This window comes from Ferruginibacter albus (assembly GCF_020042285.1).
Taxonomy (GTDB): Bacteria; Bacteroidota; Bacteroidia; order Chitinophagales; family Chitinophagaceae; genus Ferruginibacter; species Ferruginibacter albus.
Genome location: NZ_CP083388.1, coordinates 961,308 through 981,670 on the forward strand (window position 1 = coordinate 961,308; position 20,363 = coordinate 981,670).

The 20,363-nt window shown below is 37.3% G+C and carries 23 protein-coding genes; 15 read left to right on the plus strand and 8 right to left on the minus strand.

The features are described 5' to 3' along the window. Window positions 1-61 precede the first annotated feature (61 nt). Window positions 62-913 carry a hypothetical protein gene (locus K9M53_RS04275; RefSeq protein WP_224018326.1) on the plus strand — a complete coding sequence of 284 codons (852 nt, stop codon included), beginning with the start codon at window positions 62-64 and terminating at the stop codon, window positions 911-913. On the opposite strand, the gene rpe is transcribed toward K9M53_RS04275, so the two are convergent. The 3 genes from rpe to K9M53_RS04290 form a co-directional block, all read right to left on the minus strand. After that, on the minus strand, window positions 899-1,546 hold the full coding sequence (rpe, locus tag K9M53_RS04280) for a ribulose-phosphate 3-epimerase (RefSeq protein ID WP_224018328.1): 648 nt from the start codon (window positions 1,544-1,546) through the stop codon (window positions 899-901). The genes K9M53_RS04275 and rpe overlap by 15 nt on opposite strands. A 78-nt stretch (window positions 1,547-1,624) precedes the next feature. Further along, window positions 1,625-2,428: a tetratricopeptide repeat protein gene (locus tag K9M53_RS04285; protein ID WP_224018330.1), complete on the minus strand. Its 804-nt coding sequence runs from the start codon at window positions 2,426-2,428 to the stop codon at window positions 1,625-1,627. Window positions 2,429-2,441: 13 nt separating this feature from the next. After that, window positions 2,442-2,936, minus strand: a complete 495-nt coding sequence (locus tag K9M53_RS04290; RefSeq protein WP_224018332.1) for a metallophosphoesterase family protein — start codon at window positions 2,934-2,936, stop codon at window positions 2,442-2,444. A 109-nt stretch (window positions 2,937-3,045) separates the two neighbouring features. On the opposite strand from K9M53_RS04290, the gene K9M53_RS04295 reads away from it, so the two are divergent. From K9M53_RS04295 to K9M53_RS04350, 12 genes are all read left to right on the plus strand, one after another. Next, entirely contained in the window at window positions 3,046-5,271 is a 2,226-nt protein-coding gene (locus tag K9M53_RS04295) for a DUF5723 family protein (RefSeq protein WP_224018334.1), read from the plus strand. A gap of 255 nt (window positions 5,272-5,526) precedes the next feature. Continuing rightward, the gene (locus tag K9M53_RS04300) at window positions 5,527-5,934 is read left to right on the plus strand and encodes a hypothetical protein (RefSeq protein WP_224018336.1); all 408 of its coding nucleotides are present in this window, start codon (window positions 5,527-5,529) and stop codon (window positions 5,932-5,934) included. Between the two features lie 195 nt (window positions 5,935-6,129). Beyond that, a complete protein-coding gene (gene infA / locus K9M53_RS04305; protein WP_224018339.1) occupies window positions 6,130-6,348 on the plus strand; it encodes a translation initiation factor IF-1 in 219 nt (72 codons plus the stop codon). Between the two features lie 21 nt (window positions 6,349-6,369). Beyond that, complete coding sequence (gene ykgO / locus K9M53_RS04310; RefSeq protein WP_224018341.1) at window positions 6,370-6,486, plus strand: type B 50S ribosomal protein L36; 117 nt, start codon at window positions 6,370-6,372, stop codon at window positions 6,484-6,486. Between the two features lie 33 nt (window positions 6,487-6,519). Further along, window positions 6,520-6,903, plus strand: a complete 384-nt coding sequence (rpsM, locus tag K9M53_RS04315; RefSeq protein WP_224018343.1) for a 30S ribosomal protein S13 — start codon at window positions 6,520-6,522, stop codon at window positions 6,901-6,903. A gap of 194 nt (window positions 6,904-7,097) precedes the next feature. Then, on the plus strand, window positions 7,098-7,499 hold the full coding sequence (rpsK, locus tag K9M53_RS04320; RefSeq protein ID WP_224018345.1) for a 30S ribosomal protein S11: 402 nt from the start codon (window positions 7,098-7,100) through the stop codon (window positions 7,497-7,499). A gap of 143 nt (window positions 7,500-7,642) precedes the next feature. Beyond that, window positions 7,643-8,248 carry a 30S ribosomal protein S4 gene (rpsD, locus tag K9M53_RS04325; RefSeq protein WP_224018347.1) on the plus strand — a complete coding sequence of 202 codons (606 nt, stop codon included), beginning with the start codon at window positions 7,643-7,645 and terminating at the stop codon, window positions 8,246-8,248. A gap of 177 nt (window positions 8,249-8,425) precedes the next feature. Next, a complete protein-coding gene (locus K9M53_RS04330; RefSeq protein ID WP_224018350.1) occupies window positions 8,426-9,421 on the plus strand; it encodes a DNA-directed RNA polymerase subunit alpha in 996 nt (331 codons plus the stop codon). 92 nt (window positions 9,422-9,513) lie between these two features. After that, window positions 9,514-10,077, plus strand: a complete 564-nt coding sequence (rplQ, locus tag K9M53_RS16180) for a 50S ribosomal protein L17 (RefSeq protein ID WP_224018352.1) — start codon at window positions 9,514-9,516, stop codon at window positions 10,075-10,077. A 210-nt stretch (window positions 10,078-10,287) separates the two neighbouring features. After that, the gene (gene carA / locus K9M53_RS04340; protein ID WP_224018354.1) at window positions 10,288-11,391 is read left to right on the plus strand and encodes a glutamine-hydrolyzing carbamoyl-phosphate synthase small subunit; all 1,104 of its coding nucleotides are present in this window, start codon (window positions 10,288-10,290) and stop codon (window positions 11,389-11,391) included. Between the two features lie 33 nt (window positions 11,392-11,424). Then, the gene (locus tag K9M53_RS04345; protein WP_224018356.1) at window positions 11,425-11,838 is read left to right on the plus strand and encodes a type II 3-dehydroquinate dehydratase; all 414 of its coding nucleotides are present in this window, start codon (window positions 11,425-11,427) and stop codon (window positions 11,836-11,838) included. Between the two features lie 16 nt (window positions 11,839-11,854). After that, window positions 11,855-12,358, plus strand: coding sequence for a shikimate kinase (locus K9M53_RS04350; RefSeq protein ID WP_224018358.1), 504 nt, complete (start codon window positions 11,855-11,857; stop codon window positions 12,356-12,358). On the opposite strand, the gene K9M53_RS04355 is transcribed toward K9M53_RS04350, so the two are convergent. From K9M53_RS04355 to K9M53_RS04375, 5 genes are all read right to left on the minus strand, one after another. Further along, window positions 12,355-13,542 carry a BamA/TamA family outer membrane protein gene (locus K9M53_RS04355; protein ID WP_224018360.1) on the minus strand — a complete coding sequence of 396 codons (1,188 nt, stop codon included), beginning with the start codon at window positions 13,540-13,542 and terminating at the stop codon, window positions 12,355-12,357. The genes K9M53_RS04350 and K9M53_RS04355 overlap by 4 nt on opposite strands. 140 nt (window positions 13,543-13,682) lie before the next feature. Beyond that, the gene (locus K9M53_RS04360) at window positions 13,683-14,189 is read right to left on the minus strand and encodes a DUF1330 domain-containing protein (protein ID WP_224018362.1); all 507 of its coding nucleotides are present in this window, start codon (window positions 14,187-14,189) and stop codon (window positions 13,683-13,685) included. Continuing rightward, the gene (locus K9M53_RS04365; protein WP_224018364.1) at window positions 14,164-14,997 is read right to left on the minus strand and encodes an alpha/beta fold hydrolase; all 834 of its coding nucleotides are present in this window, start codon (window positions 14,995-14,997) and stop codon (window positions 14,164-14,166) included. The genes K9M53_RS04360 and K9M53_RS04365 overlap by 26 nt, the downstream gene beginning before the upstream one ends. Before the next feature lie 83 nt (window positions 14,998-15,080). Then, window positions 15,081-15,704, minus strand: a complete 624-nt coding sequence (locus K9M53_RS04370; RefSeq protein ID WP_224018366.1) for a hypothetical protein — start codon at window positions 15,702-15,704, stop codon at window positions 15,081-15,083. Window positions 15,705-16,218: 514 nt separating this feature from the next. Continuing rightward, a complete protein-coding gene (locus tag K9M53_RS04375; RefSeq protein WP_224018368.1) occupies window positions 16,219-16,581 on the minus strand; it encodes a hypothetical protein in 363 nt (120 codons plus the stop codon). Window positions 16,582-16,907: 326 nt separating this feature from the next. Between K9M53_RS04375 and K9M53_RS04380 the strand changes: the two genes are divergently transcribed. Both K9M53_RS04380 and K9M53_RS04385 read left to right on the plus strand, forming a co-directional pair. Then, window positions 16,908-17,405, plus strand: coding sequence for a DUF423 domain-containing protein (locus K9M53_RS04380; RefSeq protein WP_224018370.1), 498 nt, complete (start codon window positions 16,908-16,910; stop codon window positions 17,403-17,405). A gap of 358 nt (window positions 17,406-17,763) precedes the next feature. Then, window positions 17,764-20,295, plus strand: coding sequence for an FtsK/SpoIIIE family DNA translocase (locus K9M53_RS04385; protein ID WP_224018372.1), 2,532 nt, complete (start codon window positions 17,764-17,766; stop codon window positions 20,293-20,295). Window positions 20,296-20,363 lie beyond the last annotated feature (68 nt).

Below are 20,363 nucleotides of genomic sequence, written 5' to 3' on the forward strand. Positions count from 1 at the left end.
AAGGTAAAATATTTATTTTGTATAGAATGTTAGGAAGCAAAACTCCATTATTTTTGGGAATATGAATCAAGTAAAGAATATACTGTTTGGTTTTTTTATGGCTTCTTTTTTATGGAGCTGTTCGGGTAAAAGCGCTAAAGAGAATACCCAAAAAGAAAACAACGATACGACTGCTGTTCGTAATATCTCTTCTTCCAATTCAATGGATACTTTGTTAAGCCAACATTGGGCATATAAAGAAGATTATGACGATTACGATAATTCCAACGGACTCGATATCCCTTACCGCGGTTACTGTTTTTTCCTGGATGGAACTGCGGTAAAAGATCCTCATGAGGAAATGGAGCTTGGTAAATGGAATTTATCTGCTGATAAGACCTCTATTGAAATTAAATATGATAAAGGCAATCAGGAAACATTTAAGATATATGATATCAGGGGAAAGGCATTAGTACTTACGAATGCAGATAAAAAGAAAATTGAGATGGTAGGTGATGGTGTTCAGGAAGTAAATGTGAAAGATGATCCTTATGCTATTTCTAATAATAACTGGAGAATAAAACCAACACAAAAAGAAACACCGGAACAGATCAGGCAACGTTTAAAAGGTTGTGTAAGATTCTTCGATCTTTATTACAAGGATAATGTTGCAAGAAATAAGCTCACCATTTTATTTAGAGGGTTACCTTCCTGCTTCAACTGGTATCAGGGCGGTATTACTTTGCAAAATGAGGATGTGCTTGATGAAAAATGGATAGATTGTTTTTATAATAAAGAGCAGGCAATGGATGCATATAAAATGGCAGATAAGGTGATCTCTAAAAAATACAATTGGGATAAAGAGGAAAAAAATTGGGTAAAGCAATCCGCAGGCGTATTAGACCAGATGTATGTTAAGTTAGATAGCCTTTAATGCAGCAATAGTTGCCTTAGGGTCTTTAGAGCCAAATACAGTATTGCCCGCAACCAATACATCGGCGCCGGCATCGATAATAGCTTTGGCATTTTCCAATGTTACGCCACCATCCACTTCAATTTTTGCGCTGAATTTATTTTCGTCTATCAGTTGCCGTAATTGAGCAATTTTTTTGTAAGTATGCGGGATAAAGGATTGTCCTCCAAAACCCGGATTCACACTCATCATGCAAACCAGGTCAATATCTCCCAATATTTCTTTAATGGCATCAACAGCTGTATGCGGATTGATGGCAACACCGGCTTTCATCCCCAATGCTTTTATCTGTTGAATATTACGATGTAAATGTGTACAGGCTTCTGCATGAACTGTTAAAATATCGGCGCCTGCTTTTTTAAACGCTTCTGCATATCTTTCAGGAGAAGTGATCATTAAATGTACATCACAGGTTTTAGTAGTGGTTTTACGGATAAAGTCTATGATCATCGGACCAAAACTAATGTTTGGTACAAATTGTCCATCCATTACATCCAGATGAAACCAATCTGCTTCACTTTCGTTCAGCATTTTACAATCATCATTCAACGTTAAAAAATTAGCAGATAATAAAGACGGTGCTATAATGGCCATAATGGAATTTTTTGCAAGATACAGATTTCTCACAGAGGCCAGAGTACTCAGAACTTATGATCTGGAATTTGATGTCTGTTATTTAGAATTTATCGAATCCAATGCATCCTGCGCTTCTACAAAATTTTTGTCTAACTGTAAAGCCATCTGGTAATTTTTTATGGCATCATTTTTATTGTCCAGTTTTTCATCGCAACGTCCCATCCAGTAATAGGCTTCATCAAAGCCAACATCAATAGTAACGGCTTGTTTAAGTACTTGTAAAGCATCGTTGTATTTTTTCAGATCATACAGGCAAATAGCCTTTTCACGATAAGAAGGCATGTCGTTATAATGCAAAGCAATGCATTGATCAAAATAATCGATGGCTTTCAATTTATCTCCTGTATAACTGTAATACAAACCTTTTATAAATAAAGCTTCGCTTTGTTTGCCTGTTTCAGGATGATGTAATAAAGAATCAGCGATCGCAATTGCAATTATATTTTTTGTTTTAGCATATAAAGAAGCAAGCGATAACAAATACTCCGGATTATTGCTGAGCTGTGTCGCTTTTTCAAAAGCATGAATAGCATTTAATGTATCATCATTTTCAAAATATAAGGTAGCCTTTATATTCCAGGAATAGCCGTTCAACGAATCTTTTGCAATTAGTTTATTTGCTTCTTCAATCGCTTTGTCATAGGCATTGGCATCGCGGTAATATTGAATTAAGGTTTGTCTTAATAATAAAGAATCAGGGAACTGTTCAATCTGCTTTCTTAATTGTTCTTCTTTGTTTGAATTTGTTTTAGTCGAATTATTATCGTCATTATTACAAGATAATAATGCTATAACAAAGAGTAAACACAAAAACGAGGCTGATCTTATTAGTCTGTTCATAAATACAAAATTATTATCTCTTGCCCAATTCAATGACCTCGCAATCTTTAATATTATTACCGTCAATGGCAAAACGCACAAGTGTTCTTATTTTATGCCAACCCTGGTTACCTGCAGCACCGGGATTAATATGCAGGCATTGCAATTTCTCATCGTACATTATTTTTAAAATATGTGAGTGACCGCTGATGAACAATTGCGCAGGATGTAGTGTCAATTCTTTCTTAACTTCTGCATTGTATTTTGGAGGATAGCCGCCAATATGCTTCATACAAACTTCAACCTCTTCGCATTTCCATCGCAACCATTCAGGATAAATACTTCTTATATCATAGCCATCAATATTGCCATATACGCCCTTCAATGGTTTAAAATTGCTCAGCCTTTCAGCTAATGCTGCATTGCCAAAATCACCTGCATGCCAAATCTCGTCGCAGTTTTTAAAATGTTCAAAAACTGCTTCATCCAAATTGCCGTGTGTATCCGATATAAGCCCGATCCGTGTCATTAAATAAATTGAATGGTAAAATTATAAGTAAGTCTTTATAAATAATTCTTGCTGTTTTAAGATATGTAGACTATTTTTCATGTACAAATAACCCCTAAATTTTCTTGCTATGAAAAAAGCAATTGTATTTGCAGCATCCGTACTTTTTTTTACCAACGTTTTTTCACAAACGTATTCCGGTTACAATACAAGTAATTACACAGGCGTCAATGGTGTATTTTTCAATCCTGCAAATATTGCAGATAGCCGTTATAGCTGGGATGTGAACTTACTATCTGTGAATGCTACTGTTGCAACCGATTACGCATCCATACAATCTTCCAAAATTATCAGTGCTCTAAAGGGTGAAAATATCGCTCCCTTTATAACAAGAAAAGGATTACTATCTACAAGTGGTACGGCTAACGTGGATATATTCGGTCCTTCTTTTATGATCAATTACGACAAGAAGAATTCATTTGCTTTTACTACCCGCATGGGGGCGATGGTTAATATTGATGACATGCCCGATACATTATTGAATGCTATTGAAAATCACGGGGTGAATATTACCAATTTCCCGATCACCATGAAATCAGATGCATTTGCAGGAAGCTATAATGCGTGGACAGAGTTTGGATTGAGCTATGCAAGAGTAATTAAGGATGATAAAAAACATTTTTTTAAAGGTGGGATAACATTAAAGTATTTAGGCGGCGTTGGCTCAGGTTATTTTATTTCCAACAGTTTCCAGGCAATAGTGGGAAAAAATGGGTTGGGAGATACTTATCTTAGAGATGCAACTGCCGACTTATATTTTGCTAATGCCGGCATAACTGATAAGCTGGATCTAAAGCTTTCCGGTAGTGGTTTTGGTGGTGATCTGGGTTTTGTATATGAATATCGCCCGGATAATTTTACAAAAACAGATATTGATCAATACAAATTAAAAATAGACCTGGCATTGCATGATATTGGCAGCATCAGCTACGATCATAGTGCCACCGATGCTTATTATAAATTAAATACCAATACTGTTCCTGCGCCATTTGATACCTTACGCCTGGCAAGATTCAATAATGTTACCAATTTTGATGAGATGACTGCAGTACTGGATGGCGCTGCACCTAAAATACAAAAGCAAGGTGCTACTACAGGGAAATATTCAATGTCGTTGCCTGCTTCTTTATCAGCCGCAATAGACTATAATTTCTTTACCGGTTTTAATGTGAATTTAGGCGGTATGCTTTCATTGAACAGCGGAAAAAGCACCGCAACAAGAACGCATGTGATCAACTATCTTGCACTAACGCCAAGGTATGAACGCAAAAGTTTCGGCGTATATCTTCCTTTATTATTAAATGAGATCTCTGGATTCAATGCCGGTATTTCATTTCGTGCAGGTCCGGTGTTCTTTGGTTCAGGAAGTATCTTATCTACTTTAATAAGTGGCAATACACGTCAGATTGATTTTCATGCAGGACTTCGTTTTGGTATGCTGAGAAAAGATAAAAAAGCAAAACAACCAAAAGCCGAACCTGCAAAAGGAAAAATCATTGATACAGACATGGATGGTATTGCGGATAAGGATGATAAATGCCCGACAGTAGCTGGTTTGGAAAAATACAATGGTTGTCCAATTCCGGATAGTGACAGCGATGGCATAAACGATGAGCAGGATAAATGCCCGACAGTAGTAGGTTTAGAAAAGTATAATGGCTGTCCAATTCCTGATACAGATGGTGATGGAATAAATGATGAAGCAGATAAATGTCCGAATGTAGCGGGTATTGCTAAATACAATGGTTGCCCGATCCCTGATACAGACAACGATGGCGTGAACGATGAAGAAGACAAATGCCCAACAGTAGCCGGCGTTGCAAAATATAATGGTTGTCCTATTCCTGATACAGATAAAGATGGCGTGAATGATGAAGAAGATAAATGTCCAACATTAGCGGGTACAGCAGCCAATCATGGATGTCCTGAAATAAAAGAAGCTGTTAAAAAGCGTATCGACGTAGCTGCAAGTCGCATTTACTTTGCTACCGGAAGCGCTAAATTATTAGCTACATCCAATGCAGGTTTAAATATTGTAGCAGCCGCACTTAAAGCTGATCCTAATTTAAAGATTGATATCAACGGTCATACTGATAACGTAGGTAAGCCCGAAAAGAATCAATTATTAAGTGAAGCCCGTGCAAAAGCGGTATATGATTATTTAGTGAAGAAAGGTGTTGATGCCAATCGGTTAACATCAAAAGGCTTTGGCGATACGCAACCCATTGCAGATAATAAAACGGCTGCGGGTCGTACCAAAAACAGGAGAGTGGAATTGCAATTGCATTATTATTAAAAGAATTTTATAAAAACTAAAACCATCTCTTAGTGAGGTGGTTTTTTATTTAATGGGCTGTCAGCTTTATATCATTATTCAGCATTTGCCCGGGCTGTACGTTACAAGTCCGCCACAAAGCAGCACACAGCTCTTCAGCGGGCTTTTCACTTCCATCCCGCAGCCCGTTAACAATAAAAAAGCATCTCACCTGCAGGCATATGCGCTTTTTCTTTCAAAAAATTATTATATTAGGGTAACAAAAACATATGCCATATGATAAAGTTTCAAGAAATTAAAGTAGGAGACTATTTAATAGCCGATAACGACGGCGACAAAAACCACGGAGAAGTAGTAGATATCAACGGAGACGAAAAACAAATTTGTGTAGACAATGGTGTTCAGGAATTTTGGTACGAGCTGGAACAGTTAAGTGCTATTCCTTTAGATGAAGATCAGCTGCTAAAATTAAAATTTCACAAACAGGTAAACGACGACGGTTCTGTAAAATATTCCAAAGGGGCGTTCCGCATTTTAACTCCTGCTCAAAATGAGTTTTCTCATTTTGAGATTTGGTATAGAGACGAAAGAAGGCATATTACGCATCCAATAAATGTTCATAACCTGCAAAATCATTTTTACGAAATGACGAAGGTGCATTTGAACGATGAATCGTTCGATTAGCTTAATTAAAACAGCTAAAAAACTTCACCCCCGATAAAAAATATCGGGGTTTTTTAGTGCAAAACTACCTTGATTCAGCGGCAAAGGAGAAAATCTCCTGCTTTTTTGTCCACAAAAGCCGGTTTTTCGCCTAAATATTCTTTATTTTTTGCAGAAATTTAATTATAACCCTTATCTTTGCGCTCCCAAAAATATATGGCTAAACAAGCATTAATCAAACAAGACGGAACAATTTTAGAGGCGTTGAGTAATGCTATGTTCAAAGTCAGGCTCGAAAACGGGCATGAAATTTTAGCTACTATATCGGGGAAAATGCGGATGCATTATATAAGGATCTTACCGGGAGATAAAGTGGGGGTGGAAATGAGTCCTTATGATTTAACAAGAGGCAGAATTATTTTCAGATATAAATAATAAAGATAAAAACTTAATAAAATGAAGGTTAGAGCTTCAATAAAAAAAAGAAGTGCTGAGTGCAAAATCGTGAGGAGAAAAGGGAAGTTGTATGTGATCAACAAAAAGAATCCTCGTTTTAAACAACGTCAGGGATAATCAATTTTTAATTATTAATTCTTAATTATAACTATGGCTCGTATTGCCGGTATAGATTTACCAAAAAATAAAAGAGGAGAAATCGGACTTACCTATATATATGGTATCGGACGTTCTACTGCTCAGTATATTTTAACGAAAGCAGGCATTGCTCTTGATAAAAAAGTAAACCAGTGGAATGATGAAGAGCAGACCGCTATTCGTAACATCATCAACAACGAGTTTAAAACAGAAGGTGCTTTACGTAGTGAAGTACAAATGAACATTAAACGTTTGTTGGATATTGCTTGTTACCGTGGCTTACGTCATCGTAAAGGATTGCCTCTTCGTGGTCAACGTACTCGTACAAACAGTCGTACACGTAAAGGAAAACGTAAGACAGTTGCAGGTAAAAAGAAAGTAGCAGCTAAGAAATAACAAATAATAAATTCCAAATAACAAATACGGTTACAAATTTTTAAGTTCAAAAATCGTAAATCGTACTTCGTAAACCGGAAATTATATAGGGCTTATATTTTGAACTGACACCGGATCGCTAAAGCCCGCAGGAGGTTAGGTTCAATCCCGACAAAATCGGGAAAATATTTTTAAAGATTACCTATTCAAGTAACATGGCAAAAGCACAAAACAACGCAAAAGCAGCCGCAAAAAAAAGAGTAGTAAAAGTAGATAGCTACGGCGATGCTCACATTGTGGCAAGTTTCAACAACATCATCGTTAGTTTAACTAACAAGCACGGACAAGTAATTTCCTGGTCAAGCGCCGGTAAAATGGGTTTTAAAGGAAGTAAGAAAAATACGCCTTATGCCGCTCAAATGGCAGCTTCAGATGCAGCTAAAGTAGCATTGGATGCAGGTTTGAAAAGAGTGGATGTATTGGTAAAAGGACCGGGTTCCGGTCGTGAAGGCGCTATCCGCTCCCTTTCACAATCAGGAATTGAAATAGTTTCAATTAAAGACGTAACTCCGTTACCACATAACGGCTGTCGTCCTCCTAAAAAGAGAAGAGTTTAATTTCTGCCTCCAATCGGAGTAACAGAACAACATATTGATAAGCCAGATTTATCATTTACAAAAAGGGTTCAACGATTAATTTTTTACGATTTTTCAACGATCATTGGACCGAATTCTAAAAAAATCGAAATGAAAATTAAATTATGGCACGGTACACAGGACCAAAAACAAAAATCTCCAGGATTTTTGGAGAACCTATTACAGGTAACGGTAAATGGTTAACTAAAAACAGTAACCCTCCCGGACAACACGGCGCTCAGCGCAAACGTAAAACTTTAGGCGAATACGCTTTACAGTTACGTGAAAAACAAAAAGCCAAATACACGTATGGCTTATTGGAAAAACAATTCCGCAAAACTTTTGATGAAGCTGCACGTCGTAAAGGCGTAACAGGTGAAAACCTGATCAAATTATTGGAAGCCCGCCTGGATAACACAGTTTTCCGCATGGGTATTGCTCCAAGTCGCCAGGCTGCACGCCAGTTGGTATCTCACAAACACATTACAGTTAACGGTGAAGTAGTAAACGTTCCTTCATTTTCTTTAAAACCGGGCGATGCTATCGGTTTGAAAAATAAGAGCGCTGCTAACGACACATTGATAAACAATATTCGTCCTAAAAACACAAAATTCAACTGGATAGATTTTAACCAGGCTGAATTAAAAGGTACGTTCATTGCTTATCCTGAAAGAGAAAGCGTTCCTGAAAATATCAAGGAACAACTGATTGTGGAATTGTACAGCAAGTAATCGTGAGACGTCAGAGGTGAGACGTGAAAGTTATAATATTTACGTTTTTCACGATTGACGATTCACATTTCACGAAGCTAAATAAAGTTGAAACTGTACAAGTGAGTGACACAAGAATGTTGAGGAGAGTACAAAAGTTGGAATCATAAATTAAAAAATAAAAATCAAAAATTTAATATGGCCATTTTAAATTTTGTAAAACCAGATAAAATTGTTCTTCAGAAAGCAACAGATTTTGAAGCACAATTTGAGTTTCGTCCGCTTGAACCGGGTTATGGTGTAACGATCGGTAATGCTTTGCGCAGAGTATTATTGAATTCTTTGGAAGGTTATGCTATCATCGGTATCAACATTGCCGGTGCAGACCACGAATTTGCTACTATAAAAGGCATTACAGAAGACGTTACTGAAATCATTTTGAACTTAAAGCAAGTTCGGTTCAAGAAAAAAGTTGATCATGAAGTTAGCACTGAAAAGATCACTATTTCTGTAAAAAATAAAACAGAATTTACTGCAGGAATGATCGGAGAAGCTTCTCCTTCATTTGAAGTAATGAATCCTGAATTAGTTATCTGTACTATGGATAACAGCTCTAAATTAGATATGGAGATCACGGTGAATAAAGGTCGCGGCTATGTACCTGCAGAAGAGAACAAAGAAAAAAGTTCTCACTTTGGATACATTGCTGTTGATGCAATTTATACGCCGATCAAAAACGTTAAATACAGTATAGAAAATACCCGTGTTGAACAACGTACGGATTTTGAAAAACTGATCATGGAAGTTATTACCGACGGTACTATTCATCCGGAAGAAGCAGTGAAACAAGCATCTCGTATTTTGATCCAGCACTTGATGATCATCACAGATGAGAACATCACTTTCGATACAAAAGAAGATAAGAAAGAAGATCTGGTTGATGAACAAACATTGCAATTACGCAAAATATTGAAAACACCATTGGAAGATCTAGACCTTTCAGTTCGTGCGTTTAACTGTTTGAAAGCTGCTAAGATCAATTCTTTGAGCGAATTGGTTCAATACGAACAGGAAGACTTGATGAAGTTCAGAAACTTTGGTCAAAAATCTTTGAGTGAAATTGAACAAGTGTTGAACGAAAGAGGCTTAGGCTTTGGAATGGATCTAAGCAAATTGAAATTAGACGACGAATAACCCCTCCACCCCTAAAGGGGAGCCGGAGTATTTATAACTTAAGTAACCTATAATTCCTGACACGGTATAGGCGAATCTAAAAAACAAATGTCATGCGTCACGGAGACAAACAAAACAATCTAAGCAGAACAGCTTCTCACAGAAGAGCGTTGTTAGCGAACCTGGCAAATCAATTAATTGCGTACAAACGTATCACCACTACGTTGGCAAAAGCAAAAGCATTGCGTACGTACATTGAGCCATTGATCACTAAAACGAAAAAGAACGATAGCAAAGAAGTTATCAGCCATAACCATCGTTTGGTGTTTAGTCATTTAAACGATAAAACTGCCGTAAAAGAATTGTTTACGGTAATTGCTCCTAAAGTTGCGGGTCGTCCTGGTGGATATACTCGTATCATTAAATTAGGCAAGCGTATTGGTGATAACGCTGAATTAGCAATGATCGAGTTGGTTGATTTCAACGAGATCTATGGTAAAGGAATCGTTGCTCCTGCTGCGGAAGAGCCTGCTAAAAAAACACGTCGTTCAGGTGGCAAGAAAAAAGCTGCTGTTGAGGAAGCTGAAGTGGTTGAATCAACCGATGCTCCTGCTGCTGAAGCAACAGAAGAAGCACCTGCTCCTAAAAAGACGAGAAAGAAAAAAACTGAAGAATAATTTAGATAAAACTCCGATAGCAATATCGGAGTTTTTTTTGCTTATGCCTTAAACAATTTCAAGCAAAGTAAATAAGTCGCTGAGAAAAACTTTGCTTGCTTTGCTCCTTGGCATCTTTGCGTGAAAAAGATCATGTGAAAAAATCACTAATAAAACGCACGGATTATTCTTAATTAAAAATTACTTTTGCACAACTTTTTTAAATACAACATGTCAGCATCCTCCACAAAAAATCAAGCAATATTATTATTACAAGACGGAACAGTATTTTATGGAACAGCCTTCGGTAAAATGGGAACTACTACCGGCGAAATATGCTTTAACACAGGCATGACGGGTTACCAGGAAGTATTTACCGATCCCAGCTATTACGGGCAAATATTGATCATGAATAATGTGCATGTCGGTAATTATGGAGTGAAAGAAACAGATGTTGAAAGCGACAGCGTAAAAGTAAAAGGTGTTATTGGAAGAAATTTAGAAGAACAATACAGCCGCTTTATGGCGGATAATTCTTTACAACAATATTTTGAGCAACAAAATGTAGTGGCTATTGATGATGTTGATACCAGGGCGCTGGTAGCACATATTCGCACACAAGGCGCCATGAATTGTATCATCTCTTCTGAAATATTGGATGTAGAGAAATTAAAAGCGGAGTTAGCCAAAGTGCCGTCAATGGCAGGCTTGGAATTAGCTTCTGTAGTGTCAACAAAAGAGCCGTATTATTTAGGCAACCCGGATAGCGATGTGCGTGTTTCTGTATTAGACTTTGGTGTAAAGAAAAATATATTGAACTGTTTGGTTGAAAGAGGCGCTTATGTAAAAGTACACAACGCCAAAGCATCTTTTGAAGAGTTGGAACAATTTAAACCCAATGGTTATTTCATCAGCAATGGTCCCGGCGATCCGGAGCCAATGGAGTATGCTGTTAAAACAGTAAAGCAAATCCTGGCAGCGAATAAGCCTTTATTCGGCATCTGTTTAGGTCACCAGTTATTAGCGCTGGCAAATGATATTCCTACCTTTAAAATGCATCACGGTCATCGTGGATTAAATCATCCTGTAAAGAATTTAATTACGGGCAAAAGCGAGATCACTACGCAAAACCATGGTTTTGGTGTACAGCCTGATGCGGTAAAAGCTTCCAAAGATGTTGAGATCACGCACCTTAATTTAAACGACGAATCCATTGAAGGAATTCGTATAAAAGGCAAGCCTGCGTTTTCTGTACAATACCATCCTGAAGCAACTCCCGGTCCCCACGACAGCCGTTATTTGTTCGATGACTTTATTGCGCTAATAAAAAAGTAAGGGTGTTTACTTTTTACTTTTTAATTTTGATTTATGAAGATCGCAATCATTAATGGTCCCAACCTAAATCTGCTTGGTAAAAGAGAAGTGGATATTTATGGTAATGAAACCTTCGAAATTTTTTTCGAAAAGTTAAAAGCACAATTTCCTCAGGTTGAGTTTACGTATTATCAAAGCAATGTAGAAGGTGAACTGATCAATGAGATTCAACGGGTAGGGTATTCCTACGATGCTATTATTTTCAATCCCGGCGGTTATACGCATACTTCAGTTGCCATTGGCGATGCTATTGCAGCTATTAAAACTCCGGTGGTAGAAGTGCATATCTCCAACATTTTCGGAAGAGAAGAGTTCCGCAAGCTTTCTCATGTGTCCGGCAAAAGTGTTGGTGTGATCAGTGGCTTGGGGTTAAAAGGATATGCCCTGGCAATACAATACTTTCTGTAACTTCTTTTATAGCATTATGCAAATCTTTCTCATCGGCTTTATGGGCAGCGGTAAAACCTATTGGGGCGATCTATGGTCTCGCTCAGGTGAGTTTGCTTTTGTTGACCTGGATGAGCTGATAGAATCAAAAGAAAAGAAAACAATTTCTAAAATTTTTGAAGAGAAAGGCGAGCAATATTTCCGTGAGCTGGAAGCTGCAACATTACGTTCAGTAACTGATAAAAAAGATATCATTATTAGTTGCGGTGGCGGTACTCCTTGCTTTCATGATAATATGCAGTGGATGAATGCGCATGGCGTTACTGTTTATTTAAAAGCATCTCCGCAACATTTAGCAAAACGATTAATGAAGGAAAGACAAAAACGCCCTGTATTAAGTGGTTTGAACGACGACGAGTTGGTGAATTTTATCGATCAAAAAGTAAAAGAAAGAGAGTCGTTTTATAGCCGGGCAAAAATTATTTTGAACGTTGAAGAAATGAAGGATAAGGAAATGCCCGAAGCGATCAGATCCATTTAAAATACCTCACCTAGATTAACGGATATACCTTTTGATCCTTCCATACCTATTCCATAATCAATGCAAACATTTGTTTTAGAGAACTTGTTCAGCTTCAAACGGAGGCCAACACCACATGCAGGAGCAATCACATCAAACTGCCTGGAGATCTCTCTTGGCAACGATTCTGCATTTAAGAATACCACACCACCTATCAATCCGTTATTTAAAATACCAAAGCGGTATTCCGATTCTAAATAGAGCATGTTCCTTCCGCGATAACGTCCCTGTATATAACCTCTACCAGTATTATAAAAATCATCCCAACCCGTGCTGGGCAATAATAAATAAGGAGGCTTGCCTGCAACGGTAAACAGGTTATAACTCCAGAAAGCTAAAATATTTTTTGAAGAAGGAGATAGATGAATATACTTACGCACATCTATCAATAACGATTGCCAGTTCTCATCGCTGCCCATAGCAGTAAGATTGGAACGATATACCACATTGCCATACCACCCATCCGATGGATTGATCTGGTTAAGCCGTGAATCATATAAAAAGCGTAAAACCGGCCCGGATGCAGCCACCGTAGGCGTTAAGCCATAGCGTTGAAAATCGGTGCGGATACCAACTGGAGGATTCACCTGTTTTACATTCCAGAAATAATCATAATAATAACCAAATCCTGTAAACAGGTTTTTTGCAACACTTTTTAAAACCGTTTGATGCAGCTTTATATAATTAAAGTTGATGGTATAACCATTGTTGATATCAGACTTACCGCCTAAACCAAAAGTAGTGGAAGGATATTTTAAATAACGCCAGTCGGTAGTAATATTAAATTCATTATGTTTTGTCCAGATGCTTGCTTGTATAGGAAAGATGATCTGGTTGTATTGCGAATAAGTAAGACTGGTAATAATATTGGATATCTTATCATCAGCAGCATGATGCTTCTCTATATAAAAAGCGCCTGCTGCACTTAATACACCGGCAAAGCCTGTAGCAGTGGAGTAACCGGCGCCGGGCAATACTGAAATATTTACAGTGCCGGTATCTGAACGGTGAGTTTGTTGATGGAGGAGATGATGAAAGAGATTGATCACATCCGTTTGTTGTTGCATAGCATCAGCATGCAAACTATCCTGTGCTATTGATTGCAAGGGTATAAGAACAATGAGCAATAAAAAAAACCTTACCAAAAAAATATTTTTATAAATAACTAAGCTCCCGAAACGAATTGCAAAATAGGGAATCAATAAACCGAATGATGCTAATAGAATGTGAAAGAGCCGTTGCTACATTCCAATAAAGCACTTTAACAAGGTGTTATCGATTTTGTTTACTTGTTATTTAAAATATATTCTTCCAACGGTAATAATCTTGCGTCTTCAATAGCGGCGGTCCGATGTCCTGTGATCTTCATGTATTCAGGGTTTTGTTCAAACGAAAAAAAATCCTGAACACTGTTTTGTTTCACCAGCATACAAATGTCCCAGTGTTCATCAGCAGGACCTATTAAAAAAGAATCGCCTTTTCCAATAAATAAGATCTCACCACCGGAAGCTTTTAAAAATGGTAATGCTTCTTTGATGTATAAATTATAGGCTTCCAGTCCGCTTATTGGTTTGCCCGGATCTAAATGCGGAGTTGTTGAATAATCGGCAGTTTCTTTTAGCTTGATCAGGTTCAGATTAATAATAGCTCCTTTAATATTTTTATTGAATAATGCTTTGCCTGCTTCGTAGGTGGGGTGTAGGTAAGCTTGTTGCATGCTGTTATAATTTGATCGTTCAAAGGTATTCATATAGGTTTGAAACATGCTACCATTTTCTACTAAAGAATTCATCTACCTTTTTATTGAATTCATCTGCATGTTCAATTAATGTACCATGCCCGCTGTTGGGCACTATCCATAACCAGGCGTTAGGAATGTTTTGATAGATCTTTATGGTGTGCTCCAAACGGATAAGATCTCTATCTCCACATATAATTAATGACGGACATTTTATAGCAGCCAGCTCTGAAAAATTTATATGGGGCTGAAAATAATCCAATAAAAATAATTTCCACTCATTCTTTTCTGTTGATGATTTGTACAAATCCATATTTTTCTTCCGGTTATATTCCTCCTGCATTTCTTTATACAAGCCGGCGCTCAATGCTGTAGAATCAGGAATAATATTGGCACCGCTGGCGGCTATCTTTTTTATTCGGGAAGGATAACGCATTGCCATGATCAAAGCAGTAATACCACCATCGCTCCAGCCAATTACATTGCAGGAATCTATTTGTAAGCTATCCAGCAGGGTAATAAAATCGTTCGCCATTAATTCAAAGCTTATGGAATCTCCAGCATCTAAAGACTTGCCCTGCGAACGACTGTCAACTGTGATCACTTTATATTTTGTAGCGAAGTAGGGGATATTATTTTTAAAAGAGCTTATGCTGCCGCCATTACCATGTATCAATAAAACAGGTTCGCCTTTTCCATAAATTTCATAATATAATTTTATGCCGTTGATGAGTTTGTAATTGCCTGCTGATGGGTTATTACCATAGTTTATTTGTTGAGAGAAAGAAGGAGAGGAGATAAAAAGTAGGAAAAGAAAGGAGATTGATTTTATTTTATATCGTATAGCTAATGGTGAAAACATTGTACATGCGTATTAATGATAATAGAAATAAGAAGGTCTTAATACTCTTGTTCCGCTTGAAATAGAAGCGATCTAAATTGCAGTTATTCTACTTGAATGTTGTTGCGAATAATAATGTTTAAGTCTGTCAGCCTTGAATTGATTTGTTTTGCTTTTTCAGTAACACCATCAAATGTAAATCTCAAGTTCTCAAAGATTGACTTGTCTGGTTTTATGAAAATTTTTGTAAAATCATTTTGTGCTGGTACCGATTCTATCGCTCTCGACACTGTTATACCGTTTTTAAAAACATAATGTCCCTTTATGCCATTGCAAACAGTAGTCAATTCACTTTGTTCCGCAGCAAAATTTATTGTCGCCATTCCTAAACTACAAAACTCTTCACCCACAGCAAGATGTTTTTTCTCGTTTCTGCAAGCAAAGATCCGCGTCATAATAATTTCAGCCTTAGTAAGATCATCATATTTATTCTCTAGTGAAATACCGGCGTCATAATTTACTATGAAACTGTCATTTGCAATAATTATTTCAATTGTTTTACAAACTCCGTCAAAATACTCATCAAATGCGTGACATAAAACCTCAAATGGTAAACTATTTAAAGATTTTTCCTGGAAGCATTTGTTAAAATACAATTGGGGTCTCATTCTAATGGCTTCACCGGTAGATAATATCTGAATGTCATCGGCTTTATATTTTTTGTCCATTTTAAATTAAGTTTAATTACAGACAACTAGCAGAGCTTTGGAGGATTGGAATTATTCGTCCAGCTATCAAAAGATCCAGTGCAATACTACTACAATCCATATAAATGCGATTGTCAATATTGCCTGGGTCACAAGATAATTCTTTGATTTTGAAAACAGCCCACCTTTATAGTACTTAAAAAATTTATACAAGTTGAAGATTGTAGGTAGAAGAATAATTAGTCCCAGGTAAATAAAACCATTTGTTGTAGTATACATGAAACTATTTGCTCCTTCTCCGAAAAATAACATAGAAAATATCGCATAACAAAAATAAATTGTCAAACAATAAATCACTTCAACTATAGCTACCTTCAGGAAATGTAAAAAGTCAAATTTGGAAGCCAAAATATTTACGAAGTTCATACTCTGGATGCATTACACGTAAATATATATTATTATGCATTACTCTCAAAGAATGGGTGGTGCGCTACTTTGAAAGTTATTTTTTTTAACGTGTTAGAAAATGGGAGAATTAATTAGTCCTTTTGAATATAATTGAACTATCCCCAATCATATGTTCCCATCTAAATCTATCACTATTTATAATATTAAAAGTGTCTATCATAGTGGGTATAGTACCTTGACCAATAAACGTAATTAAATTTTTTAGTGAATCTAAAGTATAAGGAACCCAAGCCTTATTAAACGCTTTATCATTTTTAAAAGTCCATAAAACAGTATCAGGTTTCTGAGAAAAATCAAGTGTCATGTCAAAAGGGAAAATAGTGTTATCCATAGAAGTTTCCCATTTTCCGGTTAAATAAGAATGCGTCAATGTTTGACTATTTGATTGGCGTGAAATAAAGAGCAGAACAACAAATAAGAAGTACTTCATTATAGAGCTTTTAACGGTAAATGTAATAAAAAAGGCTACATCTATTCATCAGGATAAACCCTACCTAAAAACTGAGTATTGACTTTTTTATTTCGGATTTTTATTGTGTATCATCTATTATAGATGCGGTAGGGATCGAGGAAGAACGCTATCGGTCGATGGAAATCCTATCAGGACCTATGGAAGCTCTATCCGCACACATGGAAGCAAAATTCTGACCGATGGAAATGAAATCTTGACCGATGGAAACCTTACCCGGTTCAATGGAAACTGTATCATGATCAATGGAAACTAAATCCTGTCAGGCGGAAGAAAGACCTTGAACGATGGAAGCGTTACTGGAACCGATGGAAGCTTTATCAGGCATATGGAAAATAAAATCTCCGGTAATCTCTACATTTGCAATTAATTTTTCTTTTTTACACACAATGAATAAAAATATCCTCCTCACTGCCGCTTTATTAGGTGCCGTAGCGGTAATGCTCGGCGCTTTTGCAGCACATGGTTTAAAGCAAATGATAAGAGCAGAGCAAATTGAAATATTTCAAAAAGGCGTTACCTACCAGTTCTACCATGTATTTGCATTGCTGGCAGTAGGCATTTTATATAAAGAGGTTGGCAACAATCTCTTAAAATGGTCTGCAAGATTGTTTACCGCAGGCATTGTATTCTTCAGCGGTTCATTGTATTATCTCGCTTTCTTTGAAGCAGATGCGCCTCCTTCCCCAAAATGGCAATGGCTTTATTTGATCACTCCTTTAGGTGGACTTTGTTTTATTGTGGGTTGGTTATTATTGGCTTTGGCAGTAGCTAAAAACAAGTAAGGTTTTTCGATTCTACAGCCGGCGGCTTTTGGGGGTTACTTTTTCTGTTGTTTATTGGTCTGTCTCAAAATATAGAGTGTCAGTCTGAGCTTGTCGAAGACGATCCTTAAGATATACTCCTCAACCCTAAGAATAGAATTTAAAAGCAGAGTTTACAGCAATACAAAAGCCGAACATAGCTGTACGGCAGGAAAGGGGCGGTCATCGTTCCTGCCTTGAATTTTTTGTTACTTTTTGTTTCAAGACAAAAAGTAAGGAAAAGAGCTAACAAAGACCTGCAAAAAAAGAATTAACATTTTAACATTCCCTGTGTATTACCCTAAAATAGCACTAATGCTTTTCTATATCTTTGTCACTGATGGCAACTAAGAAAAAAACTACTAAACCCAAAGCTGCAGAAGCCGACGCATTGCAAACTGAAACCGTAGAAAAGGTAGAAGTAAAAAAATTGCTGAAAGACGAGCGCACACATAAAATTGCAGGTGCAATATGTATGCTCGTAGCGTTCTTATTATTTGTAGCATTCACCTCTTATTTATTTACCTGGGATGAAGACCAGGATAAAGTAATTAACCAGGGCATTCACCTGTTGTTGGTAAACGATATTAAAGTAAACAATCAGCTGGGAACCTTTGGCGCTTTCCTCTCAGACTTTTTTATTCGCAAAGGATTTGGAATAGCATCCTTCTTGATCTGCACTTTCTTTTTTACCCTTAGCATTAATTTATTTTTTGGTAGAAAAGTTTTTTCTATTGCCCGCAATATTAAATATGTATTGATCGGACTGGTAGTGTTAAGTGTTGGATTTGCAGTAGTGTTCAATGGTAAGCTTTTTCCCTGGGGCGGAGAAGTAGGGAATATGAGCAGGGATTGGCTGTTCAATATTTTGGGGGAAGTTGGAACATTTGCGATATTGATCGTTGCCGTGCTGTCATATATTATCTGGCGATTTAATCCTGCATTTAATTTCACTGCAAAAAAGAATGTACAGCCAATAAATGCAGCCGTGGCAGAAGAGGCGGCAGTTGCTGTTGATGAAATAACACCGGAAGAAAATGCTATATCCGAAGAAGTAAAAGGTAATTTCTTAAAAGGCAATGCCGGGATGATGAATCCTTTAGGTGATACCAGGCCCGCCTTTAATGATGATATTAAAATAATTGAGAAAGAAGAAGAGCCCGTTGCTGTGAAAGAAGAAGAAAAGCCAATAGAATCAAAAGAAATTCCATTAGCAATAGAACCTGCTGTAGTAAAACCGGTGCCTGTTGTAAAAGCAAAAGAAGAAGCGCCGGCATCACCATTGGAACTGGAAATAAAAACAGTACCTGATAAAGTAGAGGAGGAGGTTCCTGTAATGTCGGCAGTACAAAAAGTAGCGGCATCTAAACCTTACGATCCTGTTTTAGATCTGCGTGATTATAAATATCCTACTTTGGATCTGTTGGAAAATCATGGTAGTGAAAAAATAGTGCAGGATCCCAATGAGCTGGAGAATAACAAGAACCAGATCATCAGCACACTTCGCAATTACGATATAGAAATTCAAAAGATAGCTGCAACAGTTGGACCAACGGTAACCTTGTATGAGATCATTCCTGTTGCCGGTGTCCGTATCTCAAGAATTAAAAATCTGGAAGATGATATCGCACTAAGCCTGGCAGCATTAGGTATACGTATCATTGCGCCGATACCCGGTAAGGGTACCATCGGTATTGAAGTGCCGAATGCAAAGAAAACGATCGTAAGCATGAAGACATTACTGGCTTCAGATAAATTTCAAAACAACAATTTTGCACTACCGATTGCTATAGGTAAAAAGATCGATAACGAAAACTTTATCGTTGACCTGGCAAGTATGCCACACTTATTAATGGCAGGTGCAACGGGACAAGGTAAATCCGTTGGATTAAATGCAATATTGGTTTCGTTGCTGTACAAAAAACATCCATCGCAATTAAAGTTTGTATTGGTAGATCCTAAGAAGGTAGAGTTAAGTATTTATCGTGCTATAGAAAATCATTTCTTAGCAAAGTTGCCCGGCGAAGAAGATGCGATCATCACTGATACCAAAAAAGTGATCAATACACTGAATGCTTTATGTATTGAAATGGATAACCGCTACGACCTGTTGAAAGAGGCAGGCTGTAGAAACATTCGTGAGTACAACGAAAAGTTTGCGGCTCGTAAATTGAATCCAGAAAAGGGACATCAGTTCTTACCATTTATTGTGTTGGTAGTAGACGAGTTTGCGGATCTTATTATGACAGCCGGTAAAGAAGTAGAAATGCCGATCGCACGTTTGGCGCAGTTAGCCCGTGCCGTAGGTGTGCATTTGATCATTGCTACACAACGTCCAAGTGTAAATATCATTACAGGTACCATCAAAGCAAACTTCCCGGCTCGTATTGGTTTTAAAGTAAGCAGTAAGATCGATAGTCGTACTATTTTAGATGCCGGCGGTGCTGAGCAGCTAATTGGTAAAGGAGATCTGCTGGTAAGTTACAATGGTGAACTGGTGCGTTTGCAATGTGCATTTGTTGACACACCTGAAGTAGATAAGATCGTTGAATTTATAGGGGAACAACGTGGTTATCCGCAACCTTTCTTATTACCTGAATATGTGGATGAAAAAGAGTTAGAAAGCAGGGACTTTGATGCAAGTGATAAAGATCCTTTGTTTGAAGATGCCGCTAAGCTGATTGTTGCCAGCCAGGTGGGTAGTACCTCTCTGTTACAACGTAGAATGAAGCTGGGGTATAATCGTGCCGGACGTTTAATGGATCAATTGGAAGCGGCTGGTATTGTAGGCGCTAACCAGGGAAGCAAAGCGAGAGATGTATTAATTAAAACAGATGCAGACCTGCAGGAGTTTTTGAATAATATGGTTTAGTTTTTGTAACAATATTGTTATGGCGTAAGGATATTTGCAGCAAGGAATTATTTTATTCAAAAGCGATT

Excerpts from the sequence above, each read along its gene's own strand:
- K9M53_RS04300 (WP_224018336.1), top strand. The coding sequence starts at position 5,527 with ATGATAAAGTTTCAAGAAATTAAAGTAGGAGACTATTTAATAGCCGAT.
- K9M53_RS04380 (WP_224018370.1), top strand. The coding sequence starts at position 16,908 with ATGGAAGCGTTACTGGAACCGATGGAAGCTTTATCAGGCATATGGAAA.
- rpe (WP_224018328.1), bottom strand. The coding sequence starts at position 1,546 with ATGGCCATTATAGCACCGTCTTTATTATCTGCTAATTTTTTAACGTTG.
- K9M53_RS04365 (WP_224018364.1), bottom strand. The coding sequence starts at position 14,997 with ATGTTTTCACCATTAGCTATACGATATAAAATAAAATCAATCTCCTTT.
- K9M53_RS04330 (WP_224018350.1), top strand. The coding sequence starts at position 8,426 with ATGGCCATTTTAAATTTTGTAAAACCAGATAAAATTGTTCTTCAGAAA.
- K9M53_RS04285 (WP_224018330.1), bottom strand. The coding sequence starts at position 2,428 with ATGAACAGACTAATAAGATCAGCCTCGTTTTTGTGTTTACTCTTTGTT.
- K9M53_RS04375 (WP_224018368.1), bottom strand. The coding sequence starts at position 16,581 with ATGAAGTACTTCTTATTTGTTGTTCTGCTCTTTATTTCACGCCAATCA.
- K9M53_RS04360 (WP_224018362.1), bottom strand. The coding sequence starts at position 14,189 with ATGAATTCTTTAGTAGAAAATGGTAGCATGTTTCAAACCTATATGAAT.
- K9M53_RS04275 (WP_224018326.1), top strand. The coding sequence starts at position 62 with ATGAATCAAGTAAAGAATATACTGTTTGGTTTTTTTATGGCTTCTTTT.
- K9M53_RS04345 (WP_224018356.1), top strand. The coding sequence starts at position 11,425 with ATGAAGATCGCAATCATTAATGGTCCCAACCTAAATCTGCTTGGTAAA.
- rplQ (WP_224018352.1), top strand. The coding sequence starts at position 9,514 with ATGCGTCACGGAGACAAACAAAACAATCTAAGCAGAACAGCTTCTCAC.
- K9M53_RS04290 (WP_224018332.1), bottom strand. The coding sequence starts at position 2,936 with ATGACACGGATCGGGCTTATATCGGATACACACGGCAATTTGGATGAA.
- K9M53_RS04385 (WP_224018372.1), top strand. The coding sequence starts at position 17,764 with ATGGCAACTAAGAAAAAAACTACTAAACCCAAAGCTGCAGAAGCCGAC.
- K9M53_RS04350 (WP_224018358.1), top strand. The coding sequence starts at position 11,855 with ATGCAAATCTTTCTCATCGGCTTTATGGGCAGCGGTAAAACCTATTGG.
- carA (WP_224018354.1), top strand. The coding sequence starts at position 10,288 with ATGTCAGCATCCTCCACAAAAAATCAAGCAATATTATTATTACAAGAC.
- rpsM (WP_224018343.1), top strand. The coding sequence starts at position 6,520 with ATGGCTCGTATTGCCGGTATAGATTTACCAAAAAATAAAAGAGGAGAA.
- infA (WP_224018339.1), top strand. The coding sequence starts at position 6,130 with ATGGCTAAACAAGCATTAATCAAACAAGACGGAACAATTTTAGAGGCG.
- rpsK (WP_224018345.1), top strand. The coding sequence starts at position 7,098 with ATGGCAAAAGCACAAAACAACGCAAAAGCAGCCGCAAAAAAAAGAGTA.
- K9M53_RS04370 (WP_224018366.1), bottom strand. The coding sequence starts at position 15,704 with ATGGACAAAAAATATAAAGCCGATGACATTCAGATATTATCTACCGGT.
- K9M53_RS04295 (WP_224018334.1), top strand. The coding sequence starts at position 3,046 with ATGAAAAAAGCAATTGTATTTGCAGCATCCGTACTTTTTTTTACCAAC.
- ykgO (WP_224018341.1), top strand. The coding sequence starts at position 6,370 with ATGAAGGTTAGAGCTTCAATAAAAAAAAGAAGTGCTGAGTGCAAAATC.
- rpsD (WP_224018347.1), top strand. The coding sequence starts at position 7,643 with ATGGCACGGTACACAGGACCAAAAACAAAAATCTCCAGGATTTTTGGA.